13 protein-coding genes are annotated in these 14261 nt (G+C 68.2%); 3 read left to right on the top strand and 10 right to left on the bottom strand.

Translation table 11 applies throughout. The features are described from left to right. Positions 1-9: 9 nt before the first annotated feature. On the bottom strand, positions 10-849 hold the full coding sequence (gene gluQRS / locus JL100_RS17620) for a tRNA glutamyl-Q(34) synthetase GluQRS (RefSeq protein WP_202678790.1): 840 nt from the start codon (positions 847-849) through the stop codon (positions 10-12). Positions 850-980: 131 nt separating this feature from the next. Here gluQRS and JL100_RS17615 point away from each other — a divergent pair, with 131 nt between their 5' ends. Then, the gene (locus JL100_RS17615) at positions 981-1643 is read left to right on the top strand and encodes an alpha/beta hydrolase (protein ID WP_202678788.1); all 663 of its coding nucleotides are present in this window, start codon (positions 981-983) and stop codon (positions 1641-1643) included. Between the two features lie 197 nt (positions 1644-1840). Further along, the gene (locus tag JL100_RS17610) at positions 1841-2404 is read left to right on the top strand and encodes an HNH endonuclease (protein ID WP_202678779.1); all 564 of its coding nucleotides are present in this window, start codon (positions 1841-1843) and stop codon (positions 2402-2404) included. 235 nt (positions 2405-2639) lie between these two features. Here JL100_RS17610 and JL100_RS17605 read toward each other — a convergent pair whose 3' ends face one another. The 9 genes from JL100_RS17605 to JL100_RS17565 form a co-directional block, all read right to left on the bottom strand. Then, on the bottom strand, positions 2640-3275 hold the full coding sequence (locus JL100_RS17605; RefSeq protein WP_202678776.1) for a demethoxyubiquinone hydroxylase family protein: 636 nt from the start codon (positions 3273-3275) through the stop codon (positions 2640-2642). An 18-nt stretch (positions 3276-3293) separates the two neighbouring features. After that, positions 3294-3800 (bottom strand): disulfide bond formation protein B, encoded by a 507-nt coding sequence (locus JL100_RS17600; protein ID WP_202678775.1) that lies wholly within the window; start codon positions 3798-3800, stop codon positions 3294-3296. Between the two features lie 32 nt (positions 3801-3832). Continuing rightward, positions 3833-4414, bottom strand: coding sequence for a YqaA family protein (locus tag JL100_RS17595; protein ID WP_202678772.1), 582 nt, complete (start codon positions 4412-4414; stop codon positions 3833-3835). A gap of 132 nt (positions 4415-4546) precedes the next feature. Further along, complete coding sequence (locus JL100_RS17590; protein ID WP_202678770.1) at positions 4547-5776, bottom strand: MFS transporter; 1230 nt, start codon at positions 5774-5776, stop codon at positions 4547-4549. Positions 5777-5900: 124 nt separating this feature from the next. Beyond that, positions 5901-9026 (bottom strand): efflux RND transporter permease subunit, encoded by a 3126-nt coding sequence (locus JL100_RS17585; RefSeq protein ID WP_202678768.1) that lies wholly within the window; start codon positions 9024-9026, stop codon positions 5901-5903. 34 nt (positions 9027-9060) lie between these two features. Beyond that, positions 9061-10296 (bottom strand): efflux RND transporter periplasmic adaptor subunit, encoded by a 1236-nt coding sequence (locus JL100_RS17580; protein ID WP_202678766.1) that lies wholly within the window; start codon positions 10294-10296, stop codon positions 9061-9063. Positions 10297-10306: 10 nt separating this feature from the next. Further along, positions 10307-10969: a TetR/AcrR family transcriptional regulator gene (locus tag JL100_RS17575; protein ID WP_202678764.1), complete on the bottom strand. Its 663-nt coding sequence runs from the start codon at positions 10967-10969 to the stop codon at positions 10307-10309. 169 nt (positions 10970-11138) lie between these two features. After that, positions 11139-12419, bottom strand: a complete 1281-nt coding sequence (locus tag JL100_RS17570) for a fasciclin domain-containing protein (RefSeq protein ID WP_202678762.1) — start codon at positions 12417-12419, stop codon at positions 11139-11141. 95 nt (positions 12420-12514) lie between these two features. Continuing rightward, positions 12515-13441, bottom strand: coding sequence for a LysR family transcriptional regulator (locus tag JL100_RS17565; protein ID WP_202678760.1), 927 nt, complete (start codon positions 13439-13441; stop codon positions 12515-12517). A 144-nt stretch (positions 13442-13585) separates the two neighbouring features. Here JL100_RS17565 and wrbA point away from each other — a divergent pair, with 144 nt between their 5' ends. After that, on the top strand, positions 13586-14188 hold the full coding sequence (wrbA, locus tag JL100_RS17560; protein ID WP_202678758.1) for an NAD(P)H:quinone oxidoreductase: 603 nt from the start codon (positions 13586-13588) through the stop codon (positions 14186-14188). Positions 14189-14261 lie beyond the last annotated feature (73 nt).

The raw sequence follows: 14261 nt of genomic DNA, 5'->3' as shown, positions 1-14261 counted from the left end.
GGTCCCCGCTTATGGGAAGCCCGCCATTGCCCTGACTTCCGCCGGCGTCCTGCCTGCGGCGCGGAGCGCTCGAAGCGAGACCGCCTTGTCGCGCTTGGCGAGCCGTTCGCCGCGTTCGTTGGTCAGCAACCCGTGGTGATGATACTCCGGCGGGAGGTATCCCAGCAGGGCCTGGAGCAGCCGGTGAAGGTGGGTCGCGAAGAACAGGTCCTCGCCGCGGGTCACCAGCGTCACGCCTTGCAGATGGTCGTCAACGGTGACGCTGAGGTGATAGCTGGTCGGCACGTCCTTCCGCGCCAGGACGGCGTCGCCCAGTACTCCCGGCGAGGCCGGGACCGTTCCGGCGGCGCGGTCATGCCAGGTGAGCGGACCCGTCAGTTCCGACGCAAGGGCGACGTCGATCCTGACCGCGAACGGCATGCCCCGGGCGATGCGGTCCGCTCGCTCCCCGGGCGTGAGGCTCCGGCAAGTGCCGGGGTAGAGCGGGCCGTCCGGTCCATGGGGGGCGTGCCCGGCGCGCGCGATCTCCTCGTCGATCTCGCGGCGCGTGCAGAAGCAGGGATAGGTCACCCCGATCCGGTCCAGGCGCTCCAGCGCCGCGCGATAGTCTTCCAGGTACTCCGACTGGCGCCGGACCGGTCCGGGCCAATCCAGGCCGAGCCATTCCAGGTCCTCGATCAGGTCGCGCTCGAACTCCGGCCGGCAGCGGACCGGATCGATATCCTCTATCCGCAGCAGGAAGCGGCCGCCGTGGTCGACGGCCGCGTGCCAGCCAAACAGGGCGGAATGGGCGTGGCCCAGGTGGAGATGCCCGGTCGGGCTGGGGGCGAAGCGCGTGACGATGCTCATGGCGCTATCATCTGGCACTGCGCCTCACGCCTTGCCAAGCCCTTCCCCGAAGAGGCCGGTCCGTTCAAATCTCCGTTGGGTAACCCGGAGGAAGATTGACAGGACGAATAGGGTTGGTCAAAACAGCACGCATGAGCGACCTTGCCAAACTCTCGGGACCCAGCGTCCCGCCCGCGTCCGGTGGTCCCGTCCGCCAGCTTGTGATCCTGCTGCACGGAGTCGGGGCCGATGGCGACGACCTGATCTCGCTGGCGGACTATTGGGGCGCCCTGCTTCCGGATGCCGAGTTCATCTCCCCCAACGCGCCGGACCCATGCGACATGTCGCCCTACGGGTATCAATGGTTCAGCTTGCTGGACCGTTCGATGTCCGCCATGACGGCGGGGGTCAAGCGGGTCGCTCCGGTGATCGACGCCTTCATCGACCAAGCCCTGGCGGAGCGCAACCTGACTTCGGACAAGCTGGCGCTCGTCGGGTTCTCCCAAGGCACCATGACATCGCTTTACGTGGCGCTTCGGCGCCCCGACTCGGTTGCCGCCGTGCTCGGCTATTCCGGCGCGCTGCTCGCTCCCGAGTTGCTGGCGGGGGAAATCAAGTCCCGCCCGCCCGTCCTCCTGGTCCATGGCGATGCCGATCAGGTCGTCCCGCCGCAGGCCCTGCCGGCCGCGCAGGCCGCCCTGCAAACCGCAGGCGTGCCCGTGGAGGTCGAGGTCCGTCCCGGTCTCGGCCACGGAATCGACCAGGAAGGCCTGACCCGCGGCGGTTTCTTCCTGAAACGGGCGCTTCTGGGGTGACCTGCACGCCGTAGAGCGGCACCCGTTCACCCGCATCTATGGGACGTCCGGCACGGCATACCGTTACAGCATCATGAAGTTGGGAATATCCGGCGGTCCAGCTTGTTGAGTTTGGGTCGAGGATGCTCTATGAGAGAAGCGCATCCAAGTCAGGCGCTTGGGCCTGACAGGCAAGGGAACCAGAGGAGGGCGTGGGCTTGGCACCACCACCCGATCACTGTCCGGCGCTGGTACTGAATGCGGATTTCCGTCCGCTGAGCTACTTTCCTTTGTCCCTGTGGTCCTGGCAGGAAGCGGTCAAGGCCGTCTTTCTCGACCGCGTGAACATCATTTCCGAGTATGACCGGGTCGTCCGGTCCCCCAACTTCGAGATCAGGCTGCCCAGCGTCATCTCGTTGAAGGAATACATCCCGGCGGCCCGCCGTCCAGCCTTCACTCGGTTCAACGTCTTCCTGCGCGACCGGTTCTCGTGCCAGTACTGCAACGACCCGTTCCCGACCCAGGAACTGACGTTCGACCATGTGATTCCGCGCTCGAAAGGCGGGCGAACGACGTGGGAGAACGTCGTCACGTCCTGTTCGGCGTGTAATCTCAGGAAAGGGAACAGGCTACCCAATCAGTGCGGCATGGTACCTTTAATGCCGCCCTTCCAGCCGACGGCGCATCAGCTTCAGGAAAACGGACGATCCTTCCCGCCAAACTTCTTGCACGAAAGTTGGCGGGATTTTCTTTACTGGGATACCGAACTCGACCCGTTCTGACCGCTTCGGCCGGCTGGGATCGCGACCTGGGAGATGCTGGGGAGCGTAGGTCGGCCTCGGCCGAAGGCCGACGCCGACAGCGTGGCTTGAACGTTGATGCAGGGTGTCGGCGTTCGCCCTTCGGTCGAAGGGCGACCTACAGCAATCCGCCTGCAATCCACGTCACACGATTTTTCAGGCCCACCGTGCAGCCGTTGACCGACCGACCGCCGGCCAAATTCAACAGGCACCGTTATCAGAACCTCTGTGCCGCCCAGATCGCGGCGCGCGACCCCGCCTTGATCAGGCCGGTCAGCACCTGATAGGCCGGAGCCTGCTCGGCTTCGTGGGCAAGCCCGATGTCCCGGTGCTCCAACTCCTCGGCACGGAACTTCTCGATGAATCCCTTCAGCTCCGGCTCGGTGTCGCCGAGCTGCTCGGCCTGCTGGGCGTAGTGCTCGTCGATGACCTCCTCGACCGCGACGGTGCAGGCCATGGCGGCACGCTGGCCCATCAGCGCCGTGGCGGCGCCCAGGGCGAAGCCGGCGACGTGCCACAGCGGATGCAGGACCGTGGGCCGGACCCGGCGCTCGACGATCAGTCGGCTGAAGGTGTCCAGGTGTTCCTGTTCCTGCTCCTGCATGTGGCGGATGGTCTTGGCGGCGGAAGAGTTCCGCAGCACGGCCAGCTGTCCCTCGTAGATCCGCTTGGCGCCGTATTCGCCGGCATGGTTCACCCGGATCATCCGGGCAAGCTGCTCGCGGGTTTCCGGGTCCCCGGGCAGATAGCGCGGGCGGGCAGGCTTCGGCGCCTCGGCCTGGCCGGGGGATGCTTCGATCGGCGAAGTCGCGTCGGAGCCGGTCGGCTGCGGCCGTTCGTTGGTCAGGTTCATCGGTTTCTCCTCTTCCTCTCACCGCGCCGCCGAGGCGGCACGGCCGGCGGCGAACAATGCCACCACCGCCAGCACGAGTGAGATCAGGATATTGTATCCAGCCATGGAAATGCCAAACAGCGACCAGGCGACCTCGTCACACCCGACGACCGGAGTCGCCATGATCTGCGCCCGGAGCGCCTCGACCGAGCCGGCGGTTCCCGTGACGCCGCAGCCCGGCGTTCCGGTCCACCAGTGCTGTTCCACGCCGACATGGAAAACCGCGATGCCGCCGCCGATCAGCAGGGCCACGCCGCACAGCGCGAGCAGCGCCGCCCGTGCCTTCGGTGCTCGCGCCATCAGCAGCGCCACCGCCGCCAGGGCGATCACGGCGGCGTAGGGCCAGCGCTGCCAGATGCACAGCACGCAGGGCTGAAGCCCGACCACGTACTGGAAGAAGAAGGCTGCCAGCAACGATCCGACGCTGGCTCCCAGCAGGAAGAGCGCGGGCAGGCGGGGGGCGGACAGGGCGTCTGACGTAGTCATGGTCTCCGTTGAGAAATGCGGGCCGAGGGTGATCAGACCATGTACCGCACGGCCACGAAACCGCCCAGCAGCAGCACGAAGAACGCCGTGGCGAGGATGCCCAGGTTTTTCTCGATGAAGGTGCGGATCGGCGGACCGAAATACCACAGCAGGCCGGCCACCAGGAAGAACCGCGCGCCGCGCGACACGATCGACGCGATCATGAACACGGCGAAGTCCAGGTGCGTGACCCCGCTGGCGATGGTGATGACCTTGTAGGGGAACGGCGTGAAGCCGGCGCCGGCGACGATCCAGAAGCCCCACTCGTTATAGAGCGCAGCGAACTGGTCCATCTTGTCGGTATAGCCGTACAGGTTCATCACCTGCTGGCCGATCGCGTCCCACAGGAAGTAGCCGATCATGTAGCCGAAGGCTCCGCCCACGACGGAGGCGATCGTGCAGACGGCGGCGATCGCCCAGGCCCGGTCGCGGCGCGCCAGCACCATCGGCATCAGCAGGGCGTCCGGCGGCACCGGAAAGACCGAGCTTTCGATGAAGGAGATGAACCCCATCGCCCACATTGCATGGCGATGACCCGCAAGGCGCATCGTCCAGTCGTACAGCGGTCTGATCACGGAAAGGCCACCCCATAGCAGTTTGCCGGCCCGCATGGCGGCGTCCGGTATCCGCGGAGGTGTCTAACAGTCCGCTGCAGTGCACGCAATCGGCACGAATGCCGCTGCCGTGACACTTCGAGCTTACCGTTTTCAAATCTCCGCTTCGGCTCGCCGCCGCACCGCCGGCACCGTCAGCGCCGCAGCCGCCAGCACGCCGGCGGCACTCCCCAGCGCGATGCCGTCGAAGCTGCCCTGCCGGTCGAGCAGCCAGCCGAACAGTCCCGGCGACAAGGCCGTCGCCAGCACGGTGACCGACACCGACAGCGAGCGGATCGCTCCCAGGTGGCGGGTGCCGTACAGTTCGGCCCAGACGGCCGCGACGATGATCGCGCTGATCCCGGCGGTGATCCCGGCCAGGGCCATGAAGCCCGCCGCCGCCAGCGGGTCGGCGGTGGAGGAAAGAACGAGCAGCGCGGCCGCCAGCGGCAGCAGGTAGAAGGGCATCAGGCGCACGGCGCCCAGCCGGTCGATCAGGGGGCCGACGGTCAGCGACGTGACGATGGTGGTCCCGGCGTAGAGCGCGAAGCTGGCGGCGAAGAGGGACAGCGGCCACCCCTTCGACTCGACCAGGGCGATCTGGTGGAAGAAGACGCCGGTGTTGATGAAGCCGGGGGCGAGCAAGGCCGGCAGCACCATGTAGAAGCGCGGATCCCGCAGAACCTCCTCCCGCGTCCAGTCCCGGACCGCCACGGGGCGGGCCGATGGCGAGGTTCCGGCTGGGAGGGCCGCGTCGGGAGCGGCGGGTTCGGCGCGGGAAAGCCAGAGCAGCACCGGCAGCACCGCGAGCAGCAGCACGCCGGCACAGATCGCCCAGGCGCTGCGCCAGCCCAGCAGCGCCAGGACGGTCACCATCACCGTGGGCAGCAGGGCCTCGCCGGTCGGGTGGCCCAGCGCGGCGAGGCTCAGGGCCGTGCCCCGGCCGGTGTCGAATCGGCGGGCCATGGTGGTGAAGGCGGTGTGCGGCATCAGTCCCTGTCCGGCCAGCCGCAGGCCGAAAAGCGCCAGCACCAGCAGGGCCGCATGGCTGGCGGTCGCCATCCCGACGCAGGCGGCGGCGAGCGCCAGGCAGACGGCGGCCACGTAACGCCGCAGGTCGGTGGTGTCGATCCGGCGGCCCGCCCAGATCAGCGCGGTGGCGCTGCCCAGGGTGGCGATCGAGTAGAGCAGGCCGAACTCGGCGTTGGTCAGGCCGAACTCCTCGCGGATATGGCCGCCGGACAGCGAGATGAAGAAGGTTTGGCCGAAGCTGGAGAACAGGGTCAGCAGGAAGCCGAAGGCGAGCAGCCGCCCATTGGCGACGATGAAGGCGATATAGCTCACGGGGAGGGGACCGGCGGAGTGACGGGGGCTTGCGCACGAATGTTTGATGGCAAACGATGAAGGGTGCGCCGACCTCGGTCAACGCACCCTTCGTCATGGCTGGTCCCCGGCTCTTCCGCGCGGCCTACTCCGCCGCGTGGCGCACCGGCAGGGCCGGCGCCGGCTGGGGCGCACCGTGCGGATCGTCGTCCTCCTTCGGGCCGACGAAGCGGCCCAGGACGCGGCCGACCCGTTCCGACAGCCCTTCCATGATCGTGTAGAAGCTGGGCACGAAGATCAGGGACAGCACGGTGGAGACCAGCAGGCCGCCGATCACCGCGATAGCCATGGGGGCGCGGAACTCGCCGCCGTCGCCCGCTCCCATGGCGCTGGGGAGCATGCCGGCGGCCATCGCGATGGTGGTCATGATGATCGGCTGGGCACGCTTGCGGCCGGCGTCGATGATCGCCTCGATCCGGGGCATGCCCTGGCGTTCCTGCTCCACCGCGAAATCGACCAGCATGATCGCGTTCTTGGTGACGATGCCCATCAGCATCAGGATGCCGATCACGACCGGCATGCTGATCGGGTTGCCGGTCAGCAGCAGGGCTATGATCACGCCGCCGATCGACAGGGGCAGCGACAGCAGGATGGTGATCGGCTGGAACACGTTGTGGAACAGCAGCACCAGCACGCCCAGCACCATCAGCAGGCCGGCGCCCATGGCGGCGGCGAAGCCGGCGAAGACCTCGCCCATGATCTCGGCGTCGCCGCTCTCCTGGATGCGGGTGCCGGCCGGCATGTCCCGGACTTCGGGCAGCGCCTTCACCCGGGCCAGCGCGTCGCCCAGCGTCAGGCCGCCGGTCAGGTCGGCGCCGATCAGCACGCGCCGTTCCCGGTCGTAGCGCTCGATCGACGAGGGACCCTGGCCGAAGGAGATGTCGGCCAGCGACATCAGCGGCACCGCCACCCCCGCGGTGTTGGGCACCGCCAGCGTTTCGATCAGCCGCAGGTCGTGGCGGGCCTGGGTGTCGAGCTGGACGCGGATGGGGATCTGGCGGTCGCCCGCGTTGAACTTGGCCAGGTTGGCGCCGATGTCGCCGATCGTGGCGACCCGGACCGTCTCGGAAATGGTCTCCGGCGAGACGCCGTGGCGGGCGGCCTCGTCCAGCCGGGGCAGGACCCGGATCTCCGGCCGGTCCAGCCCGGCGCTGGCGGCGGCGTTGGAGAAGCCCGGCTCGCGACGCATGGCCGCCTCGATCGAGGCGACCGCCTCGCCCAGGGCCTCGCCGTCGTTGCCCATCACCGTGATCGACAGCTCCCGCTCGCCGCGCTCGTTGACGTACCAGGCGCGGATGTCGGGCACCTCGGCGAGGCGGCGGGAGATCTCGCCCTCCACCTGCTTCTGGGTCAGCTCCCGCTCGTCCTTGGGGGTCAGCATGATGAACAGCGCCGCCTTGCGCACCTCGCGGCCGGCCCCGGTCGGGGTGGTGCCGCCCATCACGAAGACCGACCGGATCTCCGGCATCTCGCGCAGCGTCGCGGCGATCCGGTCGGTGGTCCGGGCGGTGTCCTCCAGGGTGGCGCCGGGCGGCAGCTCGACCGAGACGACGGAGCGGGCCGCGTCCTCCGCCGGGATGAAGCCGGTCGGCAGCAGCGACGTGCTCCAGATCGAGACCGCGAACAGCCCGATGCCGGCCAGCAGCGTCAGCCAGCGCCAGCGCAGCGTGACCCGCAGGAAACCGGTATAGGCCCGCATCAGAGCGCTGTCGCGCTCCGGCCGGGGCGGGTGGGCGCGCATCAGGTACGCCGCCATCATCGGCGTGATCAACCGGGCGACCAGCAGGGAGAACAGCACGGCGACGGCGACCGTCAGGCCGAACTGCTTGAAGTACTGGCCGGGAATGCCGCCCATGAAGCTGACCGGCGCGAACACGGCGACGATGGTCAACGTGATCGCGATGACCGCAAGGCCGATCTCGTCCGCCGCCTCCATCGCGGCCCGGTAGGGCGACTTGCCCATGCGCATGTGGCGGACGATGTTCTCGATCTCCACGATCGCGTCGTCCACCAGGATGCCGGTCACCAGCGTGATCGCCAGCAGGCTGACCAAGTTGAGCGAGAAGTCCATCATGCTCATGACCCAGAAGGCCGGGATGATGGACAGCGGCATCGCCACGGCGGCGATCAGGGTCGCGCGCCAGTCGCGCAGGAACAGAAGCACCACGATGATGGCCAGGGCGGCGCCCTCGAGCAGGGTCATCATCGCGGCTTCGTAGTTGCCCTCGATATAGTCGACCGTGTCGTCGATCAGCGTATAGCTGACGTCGGGGTGGGCTTCCGACAGCCGAGCAAGCTCCGCCTCGACCACCCGGGCCACCTCGACGTTGCTGGCCCCCTTGGATCGGAACACGCTGAACGAGACGACCTGCTGCTCGCCGTTCAGCTTGGCAAAGGACCGCGGCTCCTCGTACGAATCCGCCACCTCGCCCAGGTCCGACAGGCGCACCTCGCGGCCGCCGGGCAGCACGATGCGGGTCTGGCGCAGGTCGTCCAGGGTACGGGCGCCGGCCAGGGTGCGGATCGCCTGCTCCTGGCCGCCCAGTTCGCCGCGGCCGCCGCCCAGGTCGATGTTGGTGGCGCGGAGCTGCCGGTTGACGTCGGCCGCCGTTATGCCCAGCGACATCAGCCGGTCGGGGTCGAGCTGGATCTGGATCTCGCGCTCGACGCCGCCGATCCGATCGATCCGGCCGACGCCCTTCAGGCCCTGGAGCTTGCGCTTGACGACATCGTCCACGAACCAGGACAGCTGCTCCAGCGTCATGCCGGGAGCGGAGGCGGCGTAGCTCTGGATCGCTTGGCCTTCCACGTCGATCCGCTCGATGATCGGCTCGTCGATGGTGCGCGGCAGGTCGGCGCGGATCTTGGCGATCGCGTCCTTCACGTCGTTGACCGCCCGGTCGGTGTCCACTTCCAGGCGGAACTCTATCGCGGTGGTGGATGTGCCGTCGGTAATGGTCGAGGTGACGTGCTTGACGCCGGTGATGTTGGCGACCGCGTCCTCGACCTGCTTGGTCACCTGGGATTCCAGCTCGGACGGCGCCGCACCCGACTGGGTCACGGTGATCGCGACGACCGGCACGTCGATGTTGGGGAACCGCGTAATCGGCAGCGACTGGAACGACACGATGCCTAGAAGCATGACCACCGCGAAGAACACCAGGGCCGGGACCGGACTGCGGATCGACCAGGCGGAGACGTTGAGCGACATGGGACGGGCTCCCGCTTCTCTCTCGTGGGGACGCTTAGGGGATGCTGCTGGTCTGGATCGCCGACGCGGCGGGGGATTGCGGGACCGGGGTCACCCGGTCGCCACCGCGCACGAAGGTGCCCGACACGGCGATCACGTCCTCTCCCGGGGTCAGGCCGTTCCGGATCTCGGCCTTGCCTTCGGCCTTCAATCCGACGGTGACGGGCCGGGTCTCGACGACGCCGTCGCGCACGACCTGGATCACGGGTCCTTCCGGCCGGTTTAGCACGGCCGACAGGGGCACCAGCGTGCCCTCCCGGCGGTCCACCTCGACGGCGCCGCGGGCGAAGGCGCCGACCGCCAGCCCGGGAACCTCGTCCACCGACAGGCGGACGCGGCCGAGGCGGGACGTGCGGTCGACCTCGGGCGAGACGAGCCGGACCCGGGCCGGAACCGGTTCCGTCATGCCCGCGGGACGGACCTGCGCCGGTTGGCCGACGCGCAGCCGAGCCAGCGAGGTTTCTGGAACGTCGGCCTCGACCTCGATCGTGCCGTTGCCGATGATCCGGAACAGCGGTTCGCCGCCGGAGGAGACCAGGGCTCCCAGCTTGGCCTCGCGCCGGCTGATGATGCCGGCGGCAGGGGCCTTGATCTGGGTCCGGCCGATCCGGACATCGATCTCGCGCTGCTGGGCTTCGGCCAGATCCTTGTCGGCCTGGGCCAGCCGCAGGGCGTCCTCGGCGACGGCGACACGGGCGCGGGCCACCAAGGCGGCGGCCTCGCGCTGCTCCAGCGATTCCTGGGACGCGTTGCCGCGGTCCTGCAGGGTGCGGACGCGGTCGAAGGCGGCGTCCGCCTGCCGGGCATTGGCGTTGGCTTCGGCGATCTGGTTGCGCGCCTGGGCGATGGCCGCGGCGGCGCGGGTGATCGACGCCCTGTTCTGCGCCGCCTGGGCATCCAGCATGTCGCGCGACAGGCGGGCCAGGACCTGGCCGCGCTCGACCCGGTCGCCTTCCTCGGCGAGCAGCTCGATGATGGCGAGGCCGTCGATCTCCGCCCCGACCAGCACCTCGTCGCGAGCGACCAGGGTGCCGGTCATCAGGATCGTCTCGGCCAGGGTGCCGGTCTGGGCCTTGACCACGCTGACGCTGGGCGGCTTGGGAACGTTGACGGCGGGTTCCTCGGCGCGGGCCGGCGAGGCGGCGGGGAAGATGGCTGCGGACCAGCCGAGCAGTGCCGCGCCAAGCAGCAGCTTGCCTATGGACGAGAGGCGATCGGGTGCTCGGGACATGGTCTTGGCCTTATTCGGAAAGGAGAGGCGAGGAGTGTGCGGATGTCGGCCGCAGGAACCGTTCCAGCAGGGTGTCGAGCACGGCGTCGATCCTGTCGTCGGTCATGAAATCGGCCATGGGCCGGTGGGCGATGATGCCGTCACCCAGCGCCATCAGCAGCCGGACGGTGACGTCCACGTCGATCCCGGGATCGACGGTTCCCTTTTCGATTCCCCGGCGCAGCGCCTTGGCGCAGGCGGCGTGGGCCTCGTTGATGTTACGCTCGAACATGGCGCGGATTTCGGGGTTGCGCAACGCCTCGGCGATGATCTCGGTGCAGAGCGCCGGCGCCTCGCGGCCGTGCATCTCGCGCAGGAAGGCGCGGGCCAGCGCGGAAAGGCCGCGCACCGGGTCGTCCGTGCGGTCCAGGATCTCGAAGATCTCGGCATTGCGGACGCGGTCGGCTTCCGCGATGGCGCCGATGATGGCTTCCTTGCTGCGGAAGTAGCGGTACAGGTTGCCGGCGCTCATGCCGGCCTCGGCGCAGATGTCCTGCATGCTGGCCTTGTGGAAGCCCGAGCGCGCGAAGCAGGTCATGGCGGCGGCAAGGATGCGCTGCTGCTGCGCCTCCCGCGGATCCGTCGCCGCCGCTGCCGCCGTGGTCGTCGAGTCTTCCTTGAAGCTTGGTGCCATTGCCGCCGTGCTGCCGTCTGTGCTGAGAGTGAACGTTCATTCACTCAGTCATCTACGCTGGTCTCGAACGCGCGTCAAGCAGGGCAAATACAAATAAAAAGGCCGGCGCTGGGAGCGCCGGCCTCGAAGAGGTGACTTGGGGGTTGGCTGCAGCCGCTACTGCCAACCGTTACTGGACGAGCGCTTCCTGCACGTTCTCGGGCACCAGAACCTGATCGATGCCGTGGACGAAACCGTTGCCCGTGCGGATATCACCGACGGTGATGGACGCGGGGTTCTGGCCCGAACGGTCCGCCGTCCGCTGCTGGCCGTTACCGGTCTGGCCGCCACCGGTCTGGCCGGAGGTAGTGGTCCCCGTGCCTTCCGTCATCGCGGTCTCCGCCTGGCGGAGTTGGAGCAGCGCGTCGTCGACCGCTTGGCGGGCAGCGTTCCGGTCGTTGGCCTGCACGGCTTGATCGGCGCGGGCAAGGGCGGAGCTCGCCTGTTCGAGGGGCGCGCGGTTCGGCGCCTGCGCCCCGGTCAAGCCGCGGTCGAGCGCCTGGCGCGCGGTCGTGATCTGATCCTGGACAGCCTCCATATCCTGGCCCTGGCCGCCCAGAGTCTGGTTTGCGTTCTCCAGCGCGGTCCGGGCGTCGCGCACATCCGTCACGGCTGCCGGCTGGGAGGCCATGGTCTGGCCGGCGCCGGCCCCGCTCTGATTCTGGGCCGGCGGCTGCGGCGCGCCGATGTTGAGGCGCGGGCGCCCATTGGTCATCGACACGTCGATCGGCCCGCCGCCCATTGCCTTGATTTCCGAAGGAATCTGGGTGGAGGCGATGCTCTGGTTCTGGACCACGTGCTGGGACAGCACGGCGCGGAGCTGGTCGCGGTTCTGCTCCTGGCCCAGCTGGTCGCGGACGTTCTGCGGCAGCTTCTCGAAGGCCGCGTTGGTCGGCGCGAAGATCGTGTAGGGACCCGACTGGCTCAGCGTCTCGGCCATGCCGGCGCTCTCGATCAATCCGACCAGGGTGCTGAACTGGCGGTTCTCGCGCAGCGCCGCGACCACGTTGTCAGCCTGGATGGGAGCCTGCTGCGGATCGGCGCCGCTACGCGCGGTGCCCTGGCCGCCTTGGCCACCCTCGCCGCCGAGGATAGCGGGAAGCGGGGTCGTCTTGGTGACCTGCTGGCCGCCCGGGAGCATCTTCTCAAGGTCCGCGAGAATTTGGCGGCACTGGTTGAGTTCGCCATCGTTCTGGGCACCGCGGGCCCGTTGGAGCATCAGCTCGGCCTCGGCCTTCTGCTGGCCTTGGAGCTGGTCCACACGGTTGCCGACCTGACCGATCTCCAGTTGCGTGCAGGAAGCCGGCTGCAAATTCTCGGTACTGCCACTGGAGGAGGTCTGGGCCTGAACCGTTCCCATCGTCCCTGCGGTAAGCGCGATGACCGCCGCGCCCAACATCAACCTGTTCATTATCCTCATCCTCCGCGTTTTGTCTCTTGACAAGCAACTCGCCTGTTAGCGGTTACAACAGGGAGTGGAGCGGAGGGTTCCCGGGTGAGTGCCGCTCACCCCCCGGTCAGCACGTGCAGCGAGGCGTCCCAATAGGGCACCGGACCGAACCGCCCGGCCAGGAAATCGACGAACACCCTCACCTTGGGCGACAGGTGGCGACCGTGCGGATAAACCGCGTGGACGGCGCTGTCTCCGGCGACGAAATCCATCAGGACGACGTCCAGCCGGCCGCTGGCGATCTGCTCGCCGATGATGAAGGTCGGCAGGATGGCGATCCCATGGCCGCCGACGGCGGCCTCCCGCAGTACCTCGCCGTTGTTGACCCGCAGGGTGCCGGAAACCTTCACCGAGCGCACTTCGCCGTCGATCCGGAACTGCCACTGGTCGGCCAGCGGCGCGTTGGTATAGATCAAGCAGTTGTGGCCGGCCAGATCATCGGGATCGACCGGCCGACCGTGGGCCTTGAAGTAGGCGGGACTGCCCACGACCACTCGCCGGTTCGGGGCGAGGCGCCGGGCGACCAAGCTGCTGTCGCGCAGCCTGCCGATCCGCACCGCGACGTCGTAGCCCTCCTCGATCAAGTCGATGTACCGGTCGTTGAGGTCCATGTCGATCTCCAGGCCGGGATGGCGGCGCAGGAACTCGGCGATTGCCGGCGCGATATGCATCATGCCGAACGACATCGGCGCATTGATCCTCAACGTCCCGCGCGGCTGCGCGTGCAGGTCGGCGACGGCTCGCTCGGCTTCCTCCACGTCGGCCACGATCCGCGCGCAGCGGTCGTAGAAAGCCCGCCCCACCTCGGTCAGGCTCAGGCTGCGGGTGGTACGGTTGAGCAGCCGGGCGCCCAGGCGGTTCTCCAGGTCGGCCATGCGCCGGCTGACCGCCGACTTGGACAAGCCCAGCCGCTCCGCCGCGAGCGTGAAGCTGCGGGCATCCACCACCCGGATGAACACGCACATGTCGTCAAGCCGGTCCATACATCCTTCCCGCCGTATTGTTGCGTCTGGCAGAACAATGAAGTGAGATTGTCGGTGATTATCAGGATCGGCGCAACGCGATACCTATCAGGGCGTCGGCGCGGCGAACTGGTGCCGACGGATCCATCCAACGGGAGACGAGACATGGCGAAGGTCCTGGTCCTCTACTACAGCACCTATGGTCACATCGAAACCATGGCCGGAGCGGTCGCCGAAGGAGCCCGTTCGGTTCCCGGCACCGACGTGACGGTCAAGCGCGTACCCGAGCTGATGCCGCCGGAAGTCGCGGCCAAGGCCGGCGTCAAGCTGGACCAGGCCGCCCCGGTCGCGACTCCGGCGGAACTCGCCGATTACGACGCCATCATCTTCGGGACGCCGACCCGCTTCGGCAACATGGCGTCCCAGATGCGCAATTTCCTCGACCAGACCGGCGGCCTGTGGGCGCAGGGAAAGCTGATCGGCAAGGTCGGCAGCGTCTTCGCCTCGACGGCGACCCAGCACGGCGGACAGGAGAGCACCATCCTCTCCTTCCACACCACGCTGCTCCACCAAGGCATGGTGATCGTGGGCCTCCCCTACAGCTTCGCCGGCCAGACGACCCTGGACGAGATCGCCGGCGGCTCGCCCTACGGCGCCACGACGATCGCCGGCGGCGACGGCTCGCGCCAGCCCAGCGCCGTGGAACTCGACGGCGCCCGCTTCCAAGGCCGCCATGTCGCGGAGATCGCGGCGAAGCTGCACGGCTGATCCCGCACCAAAGCTGCGTGGCCGATGTTGAAGACCCGTGCCTCCGGTTCTATCGGAGGCACGGCAAGGGATT

This window comes from Skermanella mucosa (assembly GCF_016765655.2).
GTDB lineage: Bacteria > Pseudomonadota > Alphaproteobacteria > Azospirillales > Azospirillaceae > Skermanella > Skermanella mucosa.
Note: the sequence above shows the minus strand (reverse complement) of the source record. Positions and strands in the feature narration are given on the sequence as shown.

What these genes read in the sequence shown, in the direction of transcription:
- gluQRS (WP_202678790.1), bottom strand. Translation starts at nt 849, where the DNA reads ATGAGCATCGTCACGCGCTTCGCCCCCAGCCCGACCGGGCATCTCCAC.
- JL100_RS17615 (WP_202678788.1), top strand. Translation starts at nt 981, where the DNA reads ATGAGCGACCTTGCCAAACTCTCGGGACCCAGCGTCCCGCCCGCGTCC.
- JL100_RS17605 (WP_202678776.1), bottom strand. Translation starts at nt 3,275, where the DNA reads ATGAACCTGACCAACGAACGGCCGCAGCCGACCGGCTCCGACGCGACT.
- JL100_RS17600 (WP_202678775.1), bottom strand. Translation starts at nt 3,800, where the DNA reads ATGACTACGTCAGACGCCCTGTCCGCCCCCCGCCTGCCCGCGCTCTTC.
- JL100_RS17585 (WP_202678768.1), bottom strand. Translation starts at nt 9,026, where the DNA reads ATGTCGCTCAACGTCTCCGCCTGGTCGATCCGCAGTCCGGTCCCGGCC.
- JL100_RS17580 (WP_202678766.1), bottom strand. Translation starts at nt 10,296, where the DNA reads ATGTCCCGAGCACCCGATCGCCTCTCGTCCATAGGCAAGCTGCTGCTT.
- JL100_RS17575 (WP_202678764.1), bottom strand. Translation starts at nt 10,969, where the DNA reads ATGGCACCAAGCTTCAAGGAAGACTCGACGACCACGGCGGCAGCGGCG.
- JL100_RS17570 (WP_202678762.1), bottom strand. Translation starts at nt 12,419, where the DNA reads ATGAACAGGTTGATGTTGGGCGCGGCGGTCATCGCGCTTACCGCAGGG.
- JL100_RS17565 (WP_202678760.1), bottom strand. Translation starts at nt 13,441, where the DNA reads ATGGACCGGCTTGACGACATGTGCGTGTTCATCCGGGTGGTGGATGCC.
- wrbA (WP_202678758.1), top strand. Translation starts at nt 13,586, where the DNA reads ATGGCGAAGGTCCTGGTCCTCTACTACAGCACCTATGGTCACATCGAA.